This is a genomic window from Xylocopilactobacillus apis (genome assembly GCF_033095965.1).
GTDB classification, from domain to species: domain Bacteria; phylum Bacillota; class Bacilli; order Lactobacillales; family Lactobacillaceae; genus Xylocopilactobacillus; species Xylocopilactobacillus apis.
The window spans coordinates 1,066,171-1,086,308 of sequence record NZ_AP026801.1 but is presented as its reverse complement, the minus strand read 5'-3'; the positions used below and the strand labels follow the sequence as shown (position 1 = coordinate 1,086,308).

Sequence of the window (20,138 nt, the reverse complement as noted above, 5' to 3'; positions counted from 1 at the left end):
TTTAGGATTTTGTTCCCTGATATAGAGTTAAATATTTAATTTCTTGATAGGGAATTTCTTGCTCGTCAACTACTAATCCATCATCTGAGTATCCTTGAATAAATCCTTTAATTTGAGCAGAATCAATCATCTCACCATTTTTAATTTCAGTATCATTTTTTTCAATTATCACCTGACTCTGATGAACTAACGCAAGAGAAATAGTTTCAGCTATTTCAGAAAAGCTCATTTGAAGATGGTGCTTTTGGGCAAGAATTTGATGTTCTTGCTTTTTTTGTTTTCTAATTGCTAAGCTATGATCTGATAAATAAAAACCAAACCACCGCATCATTCCCCGGTCTTTAAAGTCATGGAGAAACTGATCGCGTTTTTTAGAACTATAATTAGGATATTTATTCATATGCGTTTCCTCCAGCATGTCCACCAACAAGTCCGGCTCTTTTAATTGCAGTCCCGCCGGTTTTTAGAGAGGTACTTCTTACTAGTTTAGTAAATCCGAACTTTTGTCTAATTTGATCGATCGTATTATCTAAATAATCGTTCTTATTTTTTTCAACATCTGATAGAAATAAATTAGTCTGCGTTTTACTTGAACGTGTTAAATCAGTCGAATAAACAGCGACATATCGAACTTGTTCACCGCTCCAAGCACTTTTAAAAAGTTTTTCAACTTCATCAGCGATTATTGACGAATTATTTGTAGGTTCGATTTGTTTTTGCTTAGATCTACTGTTATTACTGCGGGTTGAATCATTAAATGATACGCTAATACATCCGGCCAAATAACCCTGTTTGCGAAGACGAGATGCCACTTGATCTGCTAGTTCTCGAAAAACAATCCTAAGTTCTTTAATTTGAGTGTAATCATACGGTAAAACTTGTGAATTACCGATACTTTTAGATTTAGGTTCTTGGTAATGTCCCAAAACTGAGCGGTCAATTCCCCAAGATAATGCGTAAAGCTGAGAACCAATCACACCAAATTTATCTTGCAGAATATAAGGATCAAAGTGAGCCAGATCTTTTAAAGAATAGATTCCTAAATTATTTAATTTTTGTGCTGTTTTTTTGCCGATGCTCCAAATATCAGATAAATTATTAAGCGGCCAGAGATAAGTTTCAACCGTTTCATAATGAATTTCTCCTAGAAAAGAGGGATTCTTTTTGGCATATATATCGAGAGCAATTTTAGCTTGGGTTGGATTATCACCAATTCCAATTGTTGTATAAATTCCGGTTTTTTTCTTAACTTCTTGTTGAATTTTGCGGGCGACCTCATCAACAGTTTTGCCATAGAGATTCCAAGAATTTGTCAGATCTAAAATAGACTCATCTATTGAGTAGGGATGAAGATCTTCATTTGCTGCAAAATTTCGAAAAATATTATTAATTTCAATATTTTTGGCAATATAGCGATTCATGCGAGGGGGATAAATTATTAAACGTGGATCATTGGGAATATCTTTAATCCGAGAAACGTTTGTTTTCAATCCAAACATCTGTTTAGCTGTGGGGCTTGTTGCAAGAACTAGTCCTCCTCCGCCAATATTATCTCCTTTTGAAACAACAATGATGGGATCAGCTAGAGGATTCTTTTGATGATCCACTGCTTCAACGCTGGCATAAAAAGATTTGGAATCAATGACAAAAATTACATGATGCGGTTCATTTGAATAGTCATACATTTCATGTCCTCCATTCTAAATAAGAATTTTAGAACATTTGTTCGTTAATTTCAAGATGTTACTAACTAAAAGTACGTGATATACTTAATTACATGAAAAGAAAAAAAATCACCTTATTATTTATCATGTTATTTGCTTTAGGATTTTCTAATTTAGAACAGCCAGTCCAAGCAGCAGTAAATCAGGGAGTTATTACTATTAACTATATTCCTGGCTATGGAGTCGAATTATGGCAAGGGTATGGTTTAAATAAGAAAAAAACTGGAAGAAAGTTAGCTGACGGAAGTGCTTGGAAATATTCAGCAGTTAAAACAGCTCAAGGGACAAGTTGGTATCAAGTAGGAAACAATCTCTGGGTTTCCAGCAGTCAAGGTGCGACACCAACTGAATCAGAGATTATCAATAAAGGAATCGCGAAAATAAATTATGTTCCTGGATATAGTATTGCCGTTTGGAATAGTTATCAAGTTACTCGCCAAAGAACGGGTCAAACGTTAAAACACGGAACATCATGGACTTTTTCTCAAAAAGCTCTTGATAAACAGGGAAATTCTTGGTATCAAGTCGGAAAAAACCAATGGATTTCTGGGGCTTATGTTAAGGTCACCAATACTAGTTTTCCATTAACTTCTGCGGAAATCTGGGATCCAAATTTTGCAGCATTAAAAGTGGTTAAAAATTCACCAATTTATTATGACAGTAATTTCTATTCTGCAGGTATTTATCGGGCAAATGTAGGTGCAATTGTTGAAGTGAACTCAACTGTTTTAAACGGCAACACTATTTGGTATGAACTAAGTGATGGAGGATGGCTGCCTTCTACAGTCGTTAAATCTATCACTCCAAAGCGTTCCCGAGTTATTTTAAATGGCAAAACTAAACAGCAGGCCATTAATCAAGTTATTTTAGCGGCAAAGGCGCAATTAGGCAAACCTTACGTTTGGGATGGCAAAGGACCAAATAGCTTTGATTGTTCAGGATTAATGCAATACGTATTTCAGCAGGTTACTGGACAAAATATTGGTTCTTGGACTGTACCGCAAGAATCAGCAGGAGTTAAAGTGGGACTTAATCAGCTTCAGCCGGGAGATCTTTTATTCTGGGGTGCTCAAGGTGCAACTTATCATGTTGCTTTGTATTTGGGAAATAATCAGTATCTTAACGCATTGCGTCCAGGTACCAACATTAAAATTGATCGAATAACGGCAGATTTTATGCCGTCATTCGGCGTTCGAATCTTTACTTAGTTAAAACTAATAGGAGGGCTTAGTTGTGATCAAAAGATTATTTAGTTATGGTAAAGCAGGAAGAATGGGAGCTCTTCAGCAGATTGTTAATGAATGGTTAATTATGGTTTTGCCAGTTTTAACCGCCGCGGTTATATTTTTTTGGTATCAAACAGGAACAATAAATTTTACTTTAACGAGTATTTTGATCGCAATCTTAGTTTTAACGATAATTTATTTCAATTTACCACGTGCCCGCTCGCGCATCGAACAATGGACAATTACTGCTAAACAGCAAATTAGAAAAGAATATCTTCAAGGAGTATTTAACACTGACCCTGTTAAAGCTGAAAAGTTAAACGCAGAAACGGTCATTAATCGTGATTTACAGGGAATTGACCGTTTAAATGTTTTTTACAATAGTGTTTTTCCTTCATTCTGTGCTGAATTTTTATCTTATATATTATTGTTGATCTTAGCAATTGCATGGCACTCGTGGGTCTGGATTTTACCAATTATTTGTATTTTATTAATTGGGGTAGGAATGATGTTACTCCAAAAAGTTGGTCCGCAGGTAAATTGGGCTTATATGAATGGCTGGCTTTCAATGGGACATCGCTTTATTGACGACTTACACGGAATTAACACTTTAATGGTATACAAAGCTGATACGCGCTATCGTGATTCTTTCAGTGAAAAATCAGAATTTTTCCGACAAAAAACTATGGATCTGCTAAAGTATCAGCTGCAGTCATTACTGATTTTAAATAGTTTAATTTTTGGAACTTTAGCTGTTGGTTCAGCAATGCTCTGGTTTAATCTTAAAAATCAAAATATGTCTCTTGCTCAAAGTTTAGTGCTTTGGGTCTTAATGGCCGAACTTTTAATTACTGAAAGGCAGCTGGGTTATTTTGTCCATATTATTATGTCCACCAAACCCGCAATGACTCATATTTTCCATATTATTGATCATGCTAAAACACCAACTGAATTCAAAAAAGACTCTACTGTTGAATCAATCAACGAAATTAAAGTTGAAGATGCCTCATTTGCATATCCAGATAAACCATTACTTTGGGAGAATGCCAATTTTGATTTAAAACCTGGAAAACTTTATGGACTAGTTGGTCATAATGGAAGCGGCAAAAGCACACTTGCCCAGGTCCTAAGAGGGCAGCTAAAAATTTCTAGTGGGATTGTATCTTGTCTAAGTGCTGACAATCAAAATGAATCTACAAATTTATTAGCGCAGCGAGTGGGATATTTAAGTGCCCAGCCTTATCTATTTTCAGGTACGATTAAAGAAAATTTAACCCTGGGAGAAGGATTTAATAGTGATTGGCAAGGATATCTAAAAGATCTAGGTCTGTGCGAATTTGTTGAAAAGCTGCCGGAAGGATTTAACACGCAAGTAGGTGAGGGAGGAAAATTACTTTCACCAGGACAAAGACAGCAAATAGCTTTTGCCCGCCTGATCTTGATGAATAAAGATGTTTACATTTTTGATGAGGTTACTGCAAGTATTGATTCCAATAACAGCAAAATCATTTTAAAAGCAATTAAAAAGCTGGCTGCTCAAAAAATCGTGCTTTTGATAACACATGAGTGGACAATTATTGATCAACTAGATTTTATTTATTTTCTGACAGATCGTCATTTCGTTTTGGGAACAGTTGATGAACTTGATCAACAAAATGATGCCTTTAAAAAGATGATGTCCACGCAAAAAGACTTGGAGGCAGAATTATGATTAAACGAATGATTAGTTTTGTTAGACCGTTAATACCTGCTTTAATTTTGAGCCTTTTATGCGGTCTAGTGGCCGAGTCAGTTCAAGTAGTTGTAGCTTGGTTTACTGGCTCTATGTTGAGTCAGTCAGCGTTTTCAATAAATTCTCTCTGGCTAATTTTAATTTTTATTATTGTTGGTGGAATTACTGCTTTTGCTGAACAATATAGCGGTCATTATGTTGCTTTTAAGATTCTGGCAACCATTCGTAATCTGGTTTATCAAAAGATTCAAAAATTAGCTCCTGCTGGTTTAGATCAAAAAAAATCAGCAGATTTATTAAAAATGGTGGGCAGTGATATCGAGGCAATGGAAATTTTCTATGCCCATACAATTGTGCCGCTTTTTATTGGTTTAATTTTTCTAGTTGGTATTTCAATTATTTTTGCAATAGTAGCGCCAGCTGCCGGTTTGATCTATTTCTTATGCGGAGCCTTAATCGGGATCTTTTTGCCGTTATATAAGGCAAATAAAATCAAAGAACAAAATGCTGAGTTAAGTAAAGTTCAAGGAAAAATTCAGCAGCAAATGTTTGAAGCTATTATGGGAAGAGATATTTTACTTCAGTTAAACGCAGTACCTGTGAAGGTAGATTCAGTCGAAAAAGAATATCATTCAGAAGCAAAAGTAAGTCAAAAAGTCGGATTTTTAAATTGGCAGAAAAATTGGTTAAAATTAATAATTTTGATTATTTCTTGGGTTTTAACTGCAGGGGTTTTAATTACTCAAGCATATCCATTTTCCACAGTTTTACCGCTTTTATTGGCATTTCCGTTTGCTTTTAAACCGGTTGAAGCATTAGCTGCCTTATCTGATCCTTTAAGTAAAGGTTTTGGTGCTGCTAAAAGAGTATTTGAACTTTTAGATACACCTGAACCTAAAACTGAATCAGCTGATTCAGTTCAAATCGGACAAATTAAAGACATTGAAGTTAACCATTTAAACTTTAAGTATCCAAGTCGTGATGTCGAAGTATTAAATGATATTAATTTTTCTTTACGTGAGGGTGAAATCGGTGGAATAATCGGGCAAAGCGGAAGTGGAAAATCTACTTTAGTTAAGTTAATTATGAAGTGGTATCATGTAAAACCAAATTCAATTACGATCAATGGAACGGATCTTGATCAAATTGATCGTGATAGTTTGTGGGAACAAATTAATTATTTAACTCAGGAGCCACAGGTATTTTCTGATACAATTCGCCAAAATTTAACTTTAGGTAATGACTCTTTTAATGATGAAGAACTTTGGCAGATTTTAAAACAAGTTCAGCTCTCAGAATTAATAGAACAATTACCAAAAGGGCTTGATGAAGTTGTCTCGTCGACAGATCTTCAATTATCAGCTGGTGAGGCTCAAAGATTAACTTTAGCAAGAGCCTTACTGCATAAATCCTCATTTTTAATTCTTGACGAACCGACTAGCAACCTAGATATTCTTAATGAAAAAATTATTCTTTATGCGATTAAGAAACACTATCACGGAATTGTTTTAATGATTACTCACCGGGAAGAATCACTTGGAATTTGTGATTATGTCTGGAAAATGTCAGATGGTAGATTAATCCAAGAAAAAAATGAGTCTGTGACATAAATGCTTCTTAAAAATGAAATAACGCTGATGAAATCGTTCTTGATTTTCGATTTCATCAGCGTTTTTCTTATTTATTAGTCAAAAGCATCGACTTTCGATTTTTTATAACAAGTCTTCTTTTGATATTTCAAGTGACGGATAGTGACCTAAATCAGGTAAATAGGTGTCCGTCGGGCAGCTATAAACCATAAAATAATCATCTTTGTTCTTACTTTTATTAAACTCTTCTAACTTCTTTTTCGCTAAAGCAACATCTTTGGTTATAAAAACCACAGCAAAGACACCAACTTTACTTTCCACAGAACCTTTTAAAATTAATTTAAGATTTCCATCATCTTGAAGTCCCAATGCTGCCAGTTCATCGTAATTCATCTATTTATATTCCCTTTTAATACAACTAACTCTTTTTATTGCCACCTTTTGATCCGCCAATATGATTTGAAATTGGTTTTGCAGCGAAGAATAAAACAAAACCAATTACAATGGTTGGAATATTCATAAAAAAGGCTCCTACCAAGATTATTACAGTTGCAACACCCATAATAAGTCTTTCTGCATCACTCAAATTATCCATTTTTTTTCGCATGTTATTTATCCCTCTGTTTATATTTTATAGTTCATGATTCAAAAAATGAAGGTGAAGCTCCACTTTTAATTAAATTATTTATAATCTCTTTTAAAACTGCACTTTGATCGTTAGTTTCATTTAAAACTTTATTTGCAGTCTGTTTTACTATTGGAATTGCATTTTGAACCGCAACACCAACTCCCGCATATTCTAACATTTCTAAATCATTTCCATTATCACCGAAAACCATTAAATTATCAGTTGTATCTCCATAACTTTCTAAAAGAATTTTTAAACCTGATGCTTTACTGATGTCTTTTGAAATTATATCAATGCCCGATCGACCAGAACTAGTTCCTCTGATAGCTTCAAAATTATTTTCGATGTATTCTAAATGACGGCTGATATCATCTTCATCCGGCCAATTTAAAGCAACTTTGTATATGTCAACCTCACTAGCAATTCTACTCAAATTATCTGTTACCAAAAGATTATGATAATAGTTACCTGCTCGTTCAATACTATCAGAAGAAACGTGATTAATATAGGCATGATCACGTGCTGAAAGAATAATTTGAGCCCCTGCTAAATAAGGATCGCTTAATAAATCTTCCACAAGAATAAAAAGAGCCATTTTATTTAAAAAGTTTTCATAAATTATCTGATTATTAACGACAACAACGGCTCCGTTTTCAGCAACATAGTCGATTTTATCAGCAACTTCTGAAAATATTTGCCTTACGTGCTGATACTGATTACCGGTAGCAGCTGCAAATTTCATCTGATGACTATTTAAATAATCAATTATTTTTTTAAATAGCGATCGATCGTAATCACTTTGGCTGTTTAATAAAGTACCGTCTAAATCTGATGCAAAAATCGAACAATTTGACATGAATATTTTTAACTTTCTACTTAAATTTAACAATTTTTAATTTTACTATAAAATAAAAAAGAGTGCTGATAACTCAACATTCTTTTTAGCTAATATAGTGGAGGTGAGGGGATTTGAACCCCTGTCCACTAGATCTGAATCATAAGTTTTTTGTTACGATTATATTCTGAGTTAGCATTCGCCTATCACAAGGACTCAGAAAATCCTAAATGAAAGACTAACCCGTGGTGTTTCACTTTAATCATTGGGTTATAATTAAAGCTAGTCTACATTAATTTGAGACCTGGATCTTACCTATAGACGAATAAAAACCAAGTCACGCAACTGTTTTTTAGGCAGCTAAAGCGTAAGAATTTTCATTTTTAGCAGTTATATTTCTGCTGGGTTTTGAAAAGACCCAAAACTTTAATCGAAACTTAAGCCCATGGTCTAATGTCGATTCCAAAACACCCCCGTGAGTGTATTATTATAGTTGAAAGGATTAGGTTTTACAAGAAAACGAAATGATATTTGTTTATTGTGGTTTTGTGATGATTGCCCTTGCAATAATCTTTCAAATTATTAAGCCAAAAAGGAGCATTAAAATATACGGTTATTACTCTTATTTAGCAAATGTAAATGAAGATTCTTATCAATATGCTCAAAAAATGGCAAAATTATATCTAATTTTATGTGGTGCGGGACAATTAATTTTAGGAATAATGATTCATATTTTAAAGCTAGATCGGTTAGTATATTTATGGATCTTTGCTGAAATGTTACTAATTCTTTCTTATTATGCATTTGTAGAACAAAAATTGACAGTTAAATTAAAAAAAGAAAATAAGTTTCCGATTGGATATCAGAGCTTAGATGAACGAGAACGAAAAAAAATCAAATTAGAAAAAGGTTTACGTAAATGAAAATATTAATGGTTGAAGATAACAAATCTGTTTCAGAAATGATGAGTATGTTTTTTAAAAAAGAAGGTTGGGAAGTTGTATTTTCCTACGATGGAATTGATGCAGTTGAAAAGTTTAATGAAGATCCAACTTCTTTTGATATCATAACGCTTGATCTTAACCTGCCCGGTAAAGACGGGATGCAGGTTGCTCAAGAAATAAGAGATAAGTCTAAAACGGTTCCGATAATTATGTTAACTGCACGAGATTCTGAAAGTGATCAAGTATTAGGTCTTGAATTAGGGGCAGATGATTATGTAACAAAGCCATTTTCACCAATTACTCTAATTGCTCGAATTAAGGCATTACATCGCCGCAGCCAAGTTAGTGAAGAAACGGTAAATGAAGAAGAAGTCAAAGAAGGCAATCCTCAATTTGATATTGATACGGGACGTTTTAAAATGAACGTTAAAACTCGCGAAGCATTTTTGGACGGTAAGCCAATTGAAGGATTGACTCCTAAAGAATTCGATTTATTGCATACACTTGCAAAAAATCCTAAACAAGTTTACTCAAGAGAACAGCTTTTACAGCAAGTATGGGATTATGAATATTTTGGTGATGAACGAACAGTAGATGCCCATATCAAAAAATTACGTCAAAAAATTGAAAAATCAGGACCTCAGATCATCCAAACCGTTTGGGGTGTGGGTTACAAATTTGACGATTCTGAAAACAGCAGCGAAAAATGAAAGTAATTTATCAGCAGATCATCTCATTTGTTACCCTATTAATTATTACTTTAGTAATAATTTCAGTTTCTTTTATTCAGTCTACTAAACGGCTGGTCTACAGTAATACTTGGAACCAGTTGGAAGGTTATGCTGATGTTTTACAAAAAAATGGCTGGGACCGGATTGGAAATTTTTTTAGGCCGAATCAAAATTATATTTTAGAAGCCCAAGATATCTTAAGCAGTCAGGATGTAAATTTTATTATTTATAATTCTGAAAATCTGCCAATATTTCCTTCTAATGTAGGAGCAATTCCTAGTATTTCAGGTGATAAGTGGAACCAGCTTTTGAATGGCAAAACAATTCGTGATCCTAAAGCCCCAAAAAAAGCAATTCCTAAAGACCGCCAGCACATTGAGCAGACCGCAATTTATAAACCTTATTTTTACCGTAATAAGCTTTTTTGCGTAATTGTAGTGACCTCATCAGTTCAAGGCGTTCAAAAAAATATTCAAAATATTGAGTCGAATTTATTACTAGCGATTATTATTTCAAGTGCAGTTGCCATTGTAATTATTTATTTGCTTTCTAGTTTTCAATCGCGCAGAATTAATCGAATGCGTAAAGCAACTAGAGAAATTTCGGAAGGTAATTATGATGTAATAATTCCAGTATCTAAAAAAACTAAAGACGAGTTGAATAGTTTAAGTCAAGACTTCAATAATATGACTCAAAATTTAAAAGAAGCAAATATTGAAATTGAAAGACAAGAAGAACGCAGAAGGCAGTTTATGGCAGATGCGGCGCACGAAATGAGAACGCCTTTAACAACGATTAACGGCTTACTTGAAGGCTTAGCTTATGATGCAATTCCAGAAGAAGAAAAAGGTAAAAGCATTGATTTAATGCGAAAAGAAACCACGCGTCTAATTAAGCTAGTTAATGAAAATCTTGATTATGAACGGATTAGAGCAAATCAAATTACCTTAAACAAAACTTCTTTTGATAGTACCGAAGCTCTTAAAAATGTTGCATTTCAATTAGAAAAAAAAGCAGCAGAAGCCGGAGATACTATCAAGTACGAATCGGCTGGAAGTGAAGAAAAAATTCCAGTCTATGCTGATTATGATCGATTTGTAGAAATAGTAATTAATATTGCTAATAATTCAATCCAGTTCACCAAAGACGGCACGATTACCCTTAAAAATGAACGAGGATACAAAGAAACCAAAATTATGATAAGTGACACTGGAATTGGGATGACTGAAGAACAAGTCAAAAACATTTGGGATCGTTATTACAAAGCAGATCCTTCTCGTAAAAATACTAAGTATGGTGAATCAGGATTGGGACTTTCAATCGTTCAGCAGCTTGTAAAATTACATGGTGGTGAAATTAAGGTTGAAAGTGAAGTTGATAAGGGAACGACTTTTACGTTAGTCTTCCCGGATGGAGAAGAAGAGAAAAATGATTAAAATCGTTATTACAGTAATAGGCAAAGATACTCCAGGAATTGTTGCTGGAATCTCAACAAAACTAGCTGATGTAAAAGCTAATATTTTAGATATATCTCAAACGATTATGCAGGATATGTTTACGATGATGATGTCAGCTGATATTCAAAATGCTGAAGTTGATTTTAAAGAATTAAAATCAATTTTAACTGAAGAAGGAAAAGTTCTAGGAGTCGAAGTAAACGTTCAAAGAGAAGATATTTTTAATGCGATGGCGAATATATAAAAATGGATAAAACTCAAATTCTAGAAACTATAAAAATGGTTCGTGATGAACATTTAGATATCAGAACAATCACGATGGGAATATCATTATTAGATTGTGTGAGTGACGATCATCAAAAAGCTTCCCAGCGTATTTATGATAAGATCACAAATTACGCCCAAGATTTAGTGAAAACTGCAGACGATATTGAAGATGAGTATGGAATTCCCATTACAAATAAAAGGATCAGTATTACGCCTGTTTCTTTAGTTGCTGGTAATGCTAATTCTTCAGATATGATCACTTATGCGAAGGCAATTGATAGAGCCGGTAAAGAAGTTGGTGTTGATTTTGTCGGTGGTTTTAGTGCACTTGTTCAAAAAGAAGCAAGTAAAGGAGATGAAAATTTAATTGATTCTCTCCCGCAAGTATTGACAGAAACAGATATTTTAAATTCTTCAATTAATATTGGTTCAACTAAAGCCGGGATCAACATGGATGCTGTTGCTAAAATGGGGAAAATTATTAAAGAAATCTCCTCAAAAAGTGTCATGGGTAATTCTAAATTAGTAGTTTTTGCTAACGCGGTAGAAGATAATCCTTTTATGGCGGGCGCTTTTCATGGTGTCAGCGAAGGAGATTCAACAATTAATATTGGAATTTCTGGCCCAGGAGTTGTAAAACGTTCAATTGAAAGGCTATCTAAAAGTGCATCGATTGACCAAGTATATGAAACAATTAAAAAAACAGCTTATAAAATAACCCGTTTAGGCCAATTTATTGGCAGTGAAGCCGCTAAAAGATTAAACAAATCTTTTGGTATTGTCGACCTATCGTTAGCGCCTACTCCTGCAAGGGGAGATTCAGTTGCTGAAATCTTAGAAGAAATGGGATTAGAAGTAGTTGGTACTCACGGGACAACAGCAGCTCTAATGATGCTTAACGACGCGGTGAAAAAAGGTGGGGTTATGGCAAGTTTGAGAGTTGGAGGATTATCAGGTGCTTTTATTCCAGTTTCAGAAGATGCAGGGATGATTGATTCAGCAATCGCTGGAGTTTTAAATATCGACAAATTAGAGGCAATGACTGCCGTTTGCTCAGTAGGTCTTGATATGATAGCAATCCCAGGCTCAACTCCTTCAGAAACTATTGCGGCAATTATTGCTGATGAAGCAGCAATTGGCGTTCAAAATAATAAAACCACCGCAGTAAGAATTATTCCAGTTCCAAATGCTAAAGTAGGTGACATTTACAAACTTGGTGGTCTTTTAGGAGATGCTCCCATTATGCCGGTCCACAGTGAAAAAAGTAACGTATTTATTAAACGGGGTGGTTTTATTCCAGCTCCTATCCATTCATTTAAAAATTAAGATTTAAGTTCGCTAGTTATAATCATATCTTTTACTTTGTAAAGCTTATTGAGGTGGGTAATTTCATCAATAAGCTTTCTTTGTTCGTTAATTGATAAATCAGAAGTTAAATCGGAAACAACAATTTGATTTTTATTTTCTAAAATTAAACGGTAGTACTGAATAAGGATTTTTTCGTAAGGCGATAGAAATACTGCTTCGTTGTTAATGAAAGATTTTTTGGAAATTGTTTTAAATAATTCGGCATAATTTTCTGCCGTTTTTTTGTTTTTAAGAACGAAACAGACATTGTCTAACCCTGATAAATATGGAATAAGAGGTTCATTCTCTTGAAAAATAAAACCATAGTTTTTATCATTATAGAATTTGTTGAAAAACTCTTTAAATTTGTCATCTTCTTCTTTAACAAAAGAAGTGAAAAGCTTTTTTCTTTGCTTGATCAAATATAAAACCACAACAATTGATATCAAAGCAAAAATTGTCATCGTTAAGAATAATATTTTATTAAAAATCGAAGAAAAATTAAATTTAACTATTTCAGGACTAATTGAAAGAATATTAATTGAGTTATACATAGAGATCGTATTGTTCGATAAGGCCTGATCAATAAACTTTAGCTCATCAAAATCATATCCATAATGTATGTTTAAAAGCTTGTTAATGTTAATTTCAAATAATTTATCGTTTAAATTATTGGCTGCATTATAAAGGATTGGATAGAGGACACTCATAATTACAATTAACAGAAATAAACTAATCAAAAAAACAATTAATAGTTCTAAGAGTAACTGCACTAAAATTTCAATATTGGTTTTACCTAATAAAATTAAAGATCTTAACTCGTAGTTCCTATTTTTTAGATTCTTATAAGTTAAATATAGAATTAATATTGTCAATCCAATAACTAGAAAACAATCTAGTAAATAATATAAGTTATTTATTTTATCAAAGCTTACATTAACGTATTTTAAAAAAGTGCTGATCTTAGAACCAGGAATCTCACTAAAACGATCTTGAAGAGTTTCAAGGCGAGAATTGTTATTAAAAATTAAAATGTTTGAACATAAAAGCAGAAAAAGAAAGCACACAAAAGTAAAGATTAATCTAATGTTTAACCTTAAATAAAACTTAAAACTAACAAATGCGTTCTTAATTGTTTTCATTATTTTTCACTCTTTAACAGTTACTTTAAAGTATATAAGAAGGATTTGAAAAAAATATGAATATTAATTAAGAACTGAATTATTTTTTGGCTTTATTTTGATTTATTTTTGTTGGTGGAACTGTCATTTCATCTGGGTTTTCAATTAGTTCTTTTTCGCTCGGTTTAAAATCAGAAATAGTAGACTTTGAAGAATTTGAAATAAATACGCTTTGATGTTTAGAAGAACTTTCTTTTTCTTGTTTAAGGAGTCTCGGATATTCATTCATGTAATTATAATTATTAGGATCTACTGGTTTAAAACCTGCTGGAGTGTAAAATCTTAAAAGATTAGAATTGTTTATTAAATCAGAAACGTTTAGTTTATCATTGACTTTCTTTTGATCTTTTTTAATTTCTTTTATTTGGGTTTCATCAGGAGTAAGTTCACTGCCAGTTGCCGTATCATATAAATCTCCATCGTAAGATGTGTATTTAGGACTCACAAAACTATGATTTCTAAATGCGATAACTTGGCTTCGTTTGGGATTTAACAAATCCTGTCCGAGCTGAACATAATTTTTAGTATCAATTCCTAATAGATGTAAAAGAGTTGGTAAAACATCAATTTCTCCACCAAATGTATGGTTTACGCCACCTTTAATTCCTTCGTCGTAAATCATAAAAGGAACTCGTTGAACCATTGCGTTATTATAGTTATTCCATTCTTCAGAAGATTTATTTAAAAGAGGGGCGAGATTTTTATTTCGATCATTTGAAATTCCAAAATGATCACCATAAATGACCACAACCGAATTTTTTAATAGACCACTGGTTTGAAGATAATTGAAAAATTCATGAACTGATTCATCTAAATAATTGGCCGTTCTAAAGTAACGGTTTACAACATTATCTTTAGTATCGGCCAGCGGAAAATCACTGTCTTTAGAACTAAGTTCAAAGTTCATATGATTAGTAATAGTAATAAATTTAGCATAAAAAGGCTGCGGCAGATGTTCTAAATATTTAATGCTTTCACCAAATAGCAGTTTATCTTTAATTCCCAAATTAACCTTGGAATCAGGAGTATTATAAAAATAATCATTATGAAAAAAATAATCATATCCAAAATTTTTATAAACGTTATTTCGATTCCAAAATCCAGCAGTATTACCATGAAAAACTGCAGAGGTGTAATCACCTTTTTGCTGTAAAATTGCTGGAGCAGCTTGGATCGTATTATCTTGGGCGATTGAACTAAAAAATGATCCTTGCGGCAGTCCAAAAGTTCCGGTTTCCAACATTGTTTCAGCATCAGAAGTTTTACCTTGACCAACTTGATGGAAAAAATTATCAAACGACAAAACGTTTTTGTTGTTTAGTAAGGAATTCAAAAAAGGAGTCACTTCTCGTCCATCTAATTTATAGTTTAGTAAAAATTGCTGAAAGCTTTCAAGATGAATAATAATCACGTTTTTACCTTTGGCAATCCCATAATATTTCTTATTAGGCTCTATGTAATTTTTTTCTTTGTACTCAAGAACTGTATTAAGGTCTTTGGGGATCTTGTTGACATTAACGTTTTTATTCTGAACAGTTTTAAAACCATCATAAAAAGTAAAGGCATCTAATCCCAAATATTTAACGATATAGTTTCGGTCAAAAGTTCTCAATAATAATTGAGGTCGATCAATCTCACTTAGAGATAAAACAAGAAAAAAACTAACCACGACACCTGAAATAAGGGCTGAAAGGCCTTGTTTAGAAACGGATTTTAGTGATTGCAACCAAGATAGAATTGAGTTTCTTTTTTCATGTTTAAAAACTTTTTTAAATAAAATATATAATAATGCAATGACAATGACTAAAACATCAATTACGTAAAAGAAATCGTGTGGCTTTACTAAACTAATTGAACTGGTTGAAAGGCCTTCAGAAACCTTGGAATAACCAAGCATTGTATTTACCGTCATAAAATCTGTAAATTCTCGATAGTAGATGACGTTAAAAAAAACTAAAGCAGATTCAGCAATTTCCAAAATGATCATTACTGTGTATTGAATCCATTTTTTCTTAAATAATAATGGAAGAAGAAAAATAAGGAATGCTAAAGGTAATGGATTAAGTATTAACAAAATTATCTGCAGAGGATCTGATATTCCCAATGAAAAATCAAATAAATACGCTAAGAGTGACTTAACCCAAATAATTATCGTAAATATTATAGGTAAAGCTAATTCAGTATTTAAAATTTTTTTAATATTTTTTCTCATTGGTAATGGGGCTAAAAGATTTTTACCCCGTCCTTTCTATCAGATCTATTCTGCAAAAAAATTGTTATTTACTTTAAATTTTGATTCTAATAAATGTAAAATTATAAATTATGAACTAAATTTTCTTATTTATGGATTTCTCTTTTAGCAATAGAGCTTTGATTAGTATATACTTTTAGGAATGAGTGAATTATAAAATTATAAGATGAAAAAGACAAAAAAATTAGTGCCGTTTACTGTTAGTTTAACAGTTCTTTTAATTTTACTACTTTTAGTTTTCTTTATAAAAAAAATAGATTCAGTTGAGACGACAAAAAGGATCGACTATTCTAAAAGTATTCAAAAGGAAAAGCTTAATGAAGAAAGAAAAGAAGAACTAGCTCGAAGTAAAGAGGAACAAAATAAGAAATATTTTATTAAAACGATTACCCCGATTGCCCAACAAATTCAAAAAGAGTACCATATTTTGGCAAGCATCACAATTGCTCAAGCGTGTTTAGAAAGTGATTGGGGGCGCAGTCAGTTATCGACTGATTATCATAATTATTTTGGAGTAAAGGGAACCGGTCAAAATAATACAGTGTCGCTTGAAACCAAAGAATTTATTAATGGGAAATGGATTAAAAAGCATGATAACTTTGTGGTATATAGAAATCTTAGAGATTCAGTAGTGGCTCACGCAGAGCTATTGAAAAATGGAACATCGTGGAATTCAAAACAGTATCAAGAAGTTTTAAATGCTAAAGAATTTCGTGAAGCCAGTAGAGCTTTGTATAAAGCCGGTTATGCAACTGATCCAACATATGCTGAAAAATTAATAGCGATTATTAATAAATATAAATTAAATCAATACGATAATTAAAGAAAAGTGGGTTAAATAAAGTGACAAATGTTTTTCTTCCAGGAGCTGTTGTAGGAATTCTTGGTGGTGGCTCTGATGCATTTAGACTTGTACTGCAGCTTAAATATATGGGCTATCAAGTTGCAGTATTTTCAGAGGTGAGTAATTCTCCAGCAATTTTATCAGCAGATTTTCATTTTGTCGGCAAAATTACCGACCGCAACAAGTTAGATAGTTTTGCAATCGTTAGTGATATTATTATTTTAGAAAATAACTATATTAATCCATTTTCAGCTCAGTATTTATCCGAGCACTATTATTTGCCGCAGGGATCAAATCTACTTGCATTATCACAAGACCATTATTTAAATTCGCTTTTTCTCAATGATCTTAATTTAAATACCGTTCCTAATGCAACTGCTGTCTCATTTGATGATTTAGTAATGCAGACAGAAAGCATCGGATTTCCTTTAATTTTAAAGCCAATTCAGAAAGTTTTACGTAAACAGTATTTTGTTTTGAATAATATGGATGACTTGAATCAAATTTCTGATCTCGTTCAAAAGTTTTCCTTTTTTGTTGAGGCTAAAATTGATATTGAAGCTGAATATGGTTTAACTCTGTTTAAGAGCAGGTCGCAAAATATTGAAATTAATGTATTACCAGTTATAAGAAATTATTATAATGAACATTTTGATTTACTAATTTCAACTTCAAATCAGGGCAAAATTAGTGATCGCGATTTAATTGAAATGAAAAGAATTGCCACGGAAATTGCTACAAAGCAAGCTTTTATTGGAGCAATTTCAATCGAATTTTACAAAGCCAAAAATGGGATGTTATATGTTAAAAATGTCACTGAAGGGCTTCAAAAATTTGGTAACCTTTATCAGACAATTTTAGGTAAATCTCAGGAAGAGTTATACATTAGAGCAAATCTTGGCCTCCCAATTCCTGAAATCAAAAAAAATGCGAATGGCGTTAATATATATTTTAAACAGTCAGATTTAAATGATATTTATACTCAGATTCAGATAAAACCAAATTGGGATTTTTACTTTTATCCTAACAAGTGGAAAAATCCAATTGATACTGCGGGTTATGTTTCCGTGAAAGGAAACAATTTAGAAAATATATATGAACGTTTGATGGATACGGATATTTGGAATTTACCACAAGGACTTTTTGAGTAATGATTAAAAATACAAAATCACTAACAGAAAATATGAATGATAAACAAGAAGAAGCAATTGAAACAACGGAAGGCCCACTATTAATTATGGCCGGTGCCGGTTCTGGCAAGACAAGAGTTTTGACCCATCGAATTGCTTATTTAATTGACGAAAAAAATATTGCACCATGGAATATTTTAGCAATAACCTTTACCAACAAAGCTGCCAGTGAAATGAGAGAACGTGTTGAAACGTTACTTGGCACTGACGGTAATAAGGTCATGGTTTCTACTTTTCACTCTCTATGCGTCAGAATTTTAAGAGCTGAAATTGATAAATTAGGATACAGTAAATCCTTTAACATTGCCGATACCAGCGAATCATTAGTCATCATCAAAAATATTTTAAAAGATTTTAATATTGATACTACCAAAATGCCGCCAAGAGCATTTCTAGAACAAATTTCTAAACAGAAAAATGAATTAATAACGGCTTCTCAATATGCAGAGACTGCCGATAACTATTTTCTAGAAAAAGTCGCCACAGTTTTTAAAGAATATGAAAAAAGATTAAAAGAATATCAAACTGTTGATTTTGATGACTTGATCATGCTAACAGTAAATCTTTTTCAAAATTTCCCAGCAGTTTTAGAGAAATATCAGGAAAGATATCAATATATTCATGTTGATGAGTATCAAGATACTAATCGCGCCCAGTATATTTTGACGACGCTTTTGGCTAAAAAACATCATAATATTTGCGTTGTTGGAGATGCGGATCAGTCGATTTATGGTTGGCGTGGAGCTAACATGAAAAATATTTTAAATTTTAAGCAGGATTATCCCAATGCCCATATTGTTTTACTAGAACAAAATTATCGGTCTACCGGCAATATTTTACATGCAGCAAATAATGTCATTGATAACAATACAGAGCGAATAAAAAAGAAATTATGGACTGATAATGGTGAGGGTGAAAAAATTCATATTTATCAGGCGCGTAATGAAAATGAAGAAGCAACGTTTGTTGTTGAACAAATTCAAGAACAAATGAAAGATCATGATTTCAAGTATGGCGATTTTGGAATTTTATTTCGTACCAATGCTCAATCAAGAATAATTGAAGAGACTTTGATTAAATCAAGTATTCCGTATCAGTTGTTTGGCGGAAAACGTTACTACGAACGAAAAGAAATTTTAGATGTAATCGGATATTTAAAAGTAATTGCTAATCCGGACGATATGTACTCTTTACAAAGAATTATTAATGTTCCCAAAAGAGGAATTGGTAACACTACACTTGAAAAAGTTAGAAATTACGCTGGTGAACACGGGTTAAGTGAATTTGAAACTTATGGGCAGGCAGATCAAATTCAGATTACTTCAAAAGCTAAAAGCGAACTTTTAAATTTTTATTCGATGATCAATAACTGGCGTCAAAAAATTCAAAGCGACGATTTAAAAATTACGGATTTAACTCAAGAAATTTATGATCAGACTGGATATTTAAAATTTTATAAGAGTCAAAACAATCCAGAAGCAGAAGCAAGAGTTGATAATCTGGAAGAATTTTTATCAGTTACTAAAAATTTTGACGAAAAAATAACAGATTCTTCATTCGAAGAATTGACGGATAATAAATTGGTAAACTTTTTAACCGACCTTGCATTAGTTACTGATAACGATGATGAAGACGATACTAATAATGTTTCTTTGATGACGCTTCATGCGGCTAAAGGATTAGAATTTCCGATTGTCTTTATAATTGGAATGGAGGAAGGACTTTTTCCTAGTCAACGATCAATAATGGAAAATGAGGAGGTTGAAGAAGAAAGAAGACTAGCCTATGTAGGGATTACACGTGCAAAACAAGTTCTTTATTTAATTTTTGCGGCTCAACGTGTACTTTATGGGAGAACTCAAGCTAATCGACCATCTCGTTTTATTGACGAAATTGATCAAGACATTAAAGAAATTTCTTCTTCTTTCAATTATAGTGAGGAGTCAATGCCAAGAGCTCAAAAAGTACGATCTAGTTATCGAAGTGTTTATCAAGCTCCTCATCCTGTTAAAAAGCAACAAAATGAAGGAAGCTTTCAAGTCGGTGACAAGGTTGAACATAAAAAATGGGGTCAAGGTATCGTTGTCCAAGTGACTGGTCAAAATTCTGAACAAGAAATCGATGTTGCTTTTAAAGACAATGTTGGTATTAAAAGATTAATGGCTAGCTTTGCTCCAATAACTAAGGTTTAA

General features: G+C 32.6%; 18 protein-coding genes and 1 other RNA gene. 11 read left to right on the top strand and 8 right to left on the bottom strand.

The window, feature by feature from the left end; translation table 11 throughout:
* Nucleotide 1: 1 nt before the first annotated feature.
* Nucleotides 2–400 (bottom strand): DNA polymerase III subunit alpha, encoded by a 399-nt coding sequence (locus R8749_RS05155; protein WP_317698413.1) that lies wholly within the window; start codon nucleotides 398–400, stop codon nucleotides 2–4.
* Nucleotides 393–1,685: a Y-family DNA polymerase gene (locus tag R8749_RS05150; protein ID WP_317698412.1), complete on the bottom strand. Its 1,293-nt coding sequence runs from the start codon at nucleotides 1,683–1,685 to the stop codon at nucleotides 393–395. The genes R8749_RS05155 and R8749_RS05150 overlap by 8 nt, the downstream gene beginning before the upstream one ends.
* 92 nt (nucleotides 1,686–1,777) lie before the next feature.
* Here R8749_RS05150 and R8749_RS05145 point away from each other — a divergent pair, with 92 nt between their 5' ends.
* Genes R8749_RS05145 through R8749_RS05135 form a run of 3 tightly spaced genes read left to right on the top strand, consistent with a single transcriptional unit; the run spans nucleotide 1,778 to nucleotide 6,292 of the window.
* Entirely contained in the window at nucleotides 1,778–2,932 is a 1,155-nt protein-coding gene (locus R8749_RS05145; protein ID WP_317698411.1) for a C40 family peptidase, read from the top strand.
* Between the two features lie 25 nt (nucleotides 2,933–2,957).
* On the top strand, nucleotides 2,958–4,661 hold the full coding sequence (locus R8749_RS05140; RefSeq protein ID WP_317698410.1) for an ATP-binding cassette domain-containing protein: 1,704 nt from the start codon (nucleotides 2,958–2,960) through the stop codon (nucleotides 4,659–4,661).
* Nucleotides 4,658–6,292 carry an amino acid ABC transporter ATP-binding/permease protein gene (locus tag R8749_RS05135; protein WP_317698409.1) on the top strand — a complete coding sequence of 545 codons (1,635 nt, stop codon included), beginning with the start codon at nucleotides 4,658–4,660 and terminating at the stop codon, nucleotides 6,290–6,292. Before R8749_RS05140 ends, R8749_RS05135 begins: the two co-directional genes overlap by 4 nt.
* Nucleotides 6,293–6,394: 102 nt before the next feature.
* On the opposite strand, the gene R8749_RS05130 is transcribed toward R8749_RS05135, so the two are convergent.
* The 4 genes from R8749_RS05130 to ssrA form a co-directional block, all read right to left on the bottom strand.
* Entirely contained in the window at nucleotides 6,395–6,664 is a 270-nt protein-coding gene (locus tag R8749_RS05130; RefSeq protein WP_317698408.1) for a hypothetical protein, read from the bottom strand.
* A 25-nt stretch (nucleotides 6,665–6,689) separates the two neighbouring features.
* On the bottom strand, nucleotides 6,690–6,878 hold the full coding sequence (locus tag R8749_RS05125; RefSeq protein ID WP_317698407.1) for a hypothetical protein: 189 nt from the start codon (nucleotides 6,876–6,878) through the stop codon (nucleotides 6,690–6,692).
* A 31-nt stretch (nucleotides 6,879–6,909) separates the two neighbouring features.
* The gene (locus tag R8749_RS05120) at nucleotides 6,910–7,755 is read right to left on the bottom strand and encodes an HAD family hydrolase (protein ID WP_317698406.1); all 846 of its coding nucleotides are present in this window, start codon (nucleotides 7,753–7,755) and stop codon (nucleotides 6,910–6,912) included.
* 95 nt (nucleotides 7,756–7,850) lie between these two features.
* Nucleotides 7,851–8,209, bottom strand: a transfer-messenger RNA (tmRNA) gene (gene ssrA, locus R8749_RS05115).
* A 49-nt stretch (nucleotides 8,210–8,258) separates the two neighbouring features.
* On the opposite strand from ssrA, the gene R8749_RS05110 reads away from it, so the two are divergent.
* The 5 genes from R8749_RS05110 to R8749_RS05090 are packed head-to-tail and all read left to right on the top strand — an operon-like array spanning nucleotide 8,259 to nucleotide 12,459.
* Nucleotides 8,259–8,657 (top strand): hypothetical protein, encoded by a 399-nt coding sequence (locus R8749_RS05110; protein WP_317698404.1) that lies wholly within the window; start codon nucleotides 8,259–8,261, stop codon nucleotides 8,655–8,657.
* The gene (locus R8749_RS05105; RefSeq protein WP_317698403.1) at nucleotides 8,654–9,388 is read left to right on the top strand and encodes a response regulator transcription factor; all 735 of its coding nucleotides are present in this window, start codon (nucleotides 8,654–8,656) and stop codon (nucleotides 9,386–9,388) included. Before R8749_RS05110 ends, R8749_RS05105 begins: the two co-directional genes overlap by 4 nt.
* The gene (locus R8749_RS05100) at nucleotides 9,385–10,845 is read left to right on the top strand and encodes a sensor histidine kinase (RefSeq protein ID WP_317698402.1); all 1,461 of its coding nucleotides are present in this window, start codon (nucleotides 9,385–9,387) and stop codon (nucleotides 10,843–10,845) included. Before R8749_RS05105 ends, R8749_RS05100 begins: the two co-directional genes overlap by 4 nt.
* Nucleotides 10,838–11,110, top strand: coding sequence for an ACT domain-containing protein (locus R8749_RS05095; RefSeq protein ID WP_317698401.1), 273 nt, complete (start codon nucleotides 10,838–10,840; stop codon nucleotides 11,108–11,110). The genes R8749_RS05100 and R8749_RS05095 overlap by 8 nt, the downstream gene beginning before the upstream one ends.
* Before the next feature lie 2 nt (nucleotides 11,111–11,112).
* Nucleotides 11,113–12,459, top strand: coding sequence for a PFL family protein (locus R8749_RS05090; protein ID WP_317698399.1), 1,347 nt, complete (start codon nucleotides 11,113–11,115; stop codon nucleotides 12,457–12,459).
* Here R8749_RS05090 and R8749_RS05085 read toward each other — a convergent pair.
* Together R8749_RS05085 and R8749_RS05080 are read right to left on the bottom strand one after the other, a co-directional pair.
* A complete protein-coding gene (locus tag R8749_RS05085) occupies nucleotides 12,456–13,622 on the bottom strand; it encodes a hypothetical protein (protein ID WP_317698398.1) in 1,167 nt (388 codons plus the stop codon). The genes R8749_RS05090 and R8749_RS05085 overlap by 4 nt on opposite strands.
* A 79-nt stretch (nucleotides 13,623–13,701) precedes the next feature.
* Entirely contained in the window at nucleotides 13,702–15,735 is a 2,034-nt protein-coding gene (locus R8749_RS05080) for an LTA synthase family protein (RefSeq protein ID WP_317698397.1), read from the bottom strand.
* 343 nt (nucleotides 15,736–16,078) lie between these two features.
* Between R8749_RS05080 and R8749_RS05075 the strand changes: the two genes are divergently transcribed.
* Genes R8749_RS05075 through pcrA form a run of 3 tightly spaced genes read left to right on the top strand, consistent with a single transcriptional unit; the run spans nucleotide 16,079 to nucleotide 20,138 of the window.
* On the top strand, nucleotides 16,079–16,735 hold the full coding sequence (locus tag R8749_RS05075; protein WP_317698395.1) for a glycoside hydrolase family 73 protein: 657 nt from the start codon (nucleotides 16,079–16,081) through the stop codon (nucleotides 16,733–16,735).
* Nucleotides 16,736–16,755: 20 nt separating this feature from the next.
* Entirely contained in the window at nucleotides 16,756–17,907 is a 1,152-nt protein-coding gene (locus R8749_RS05070) for an ATP-grasp domain-containing protein (RefSeq protein WP_317698393.1), read from the top strand.
* A gap of 2 nt (nucleotides 17,908–17,909) precedes the next feature.
* Nucleotides 17,910–20,138: a DNA helicase PcrA gene (gene pcrA / locus R8749_RS05065; RefSeq protein ID WP_486684822.1), complete on the top strand. Its 2,229-nt coding sequence runs from the start codon at nucleotides 17,910–17,912 to the stop codon at nucleotides 20,136–20,138.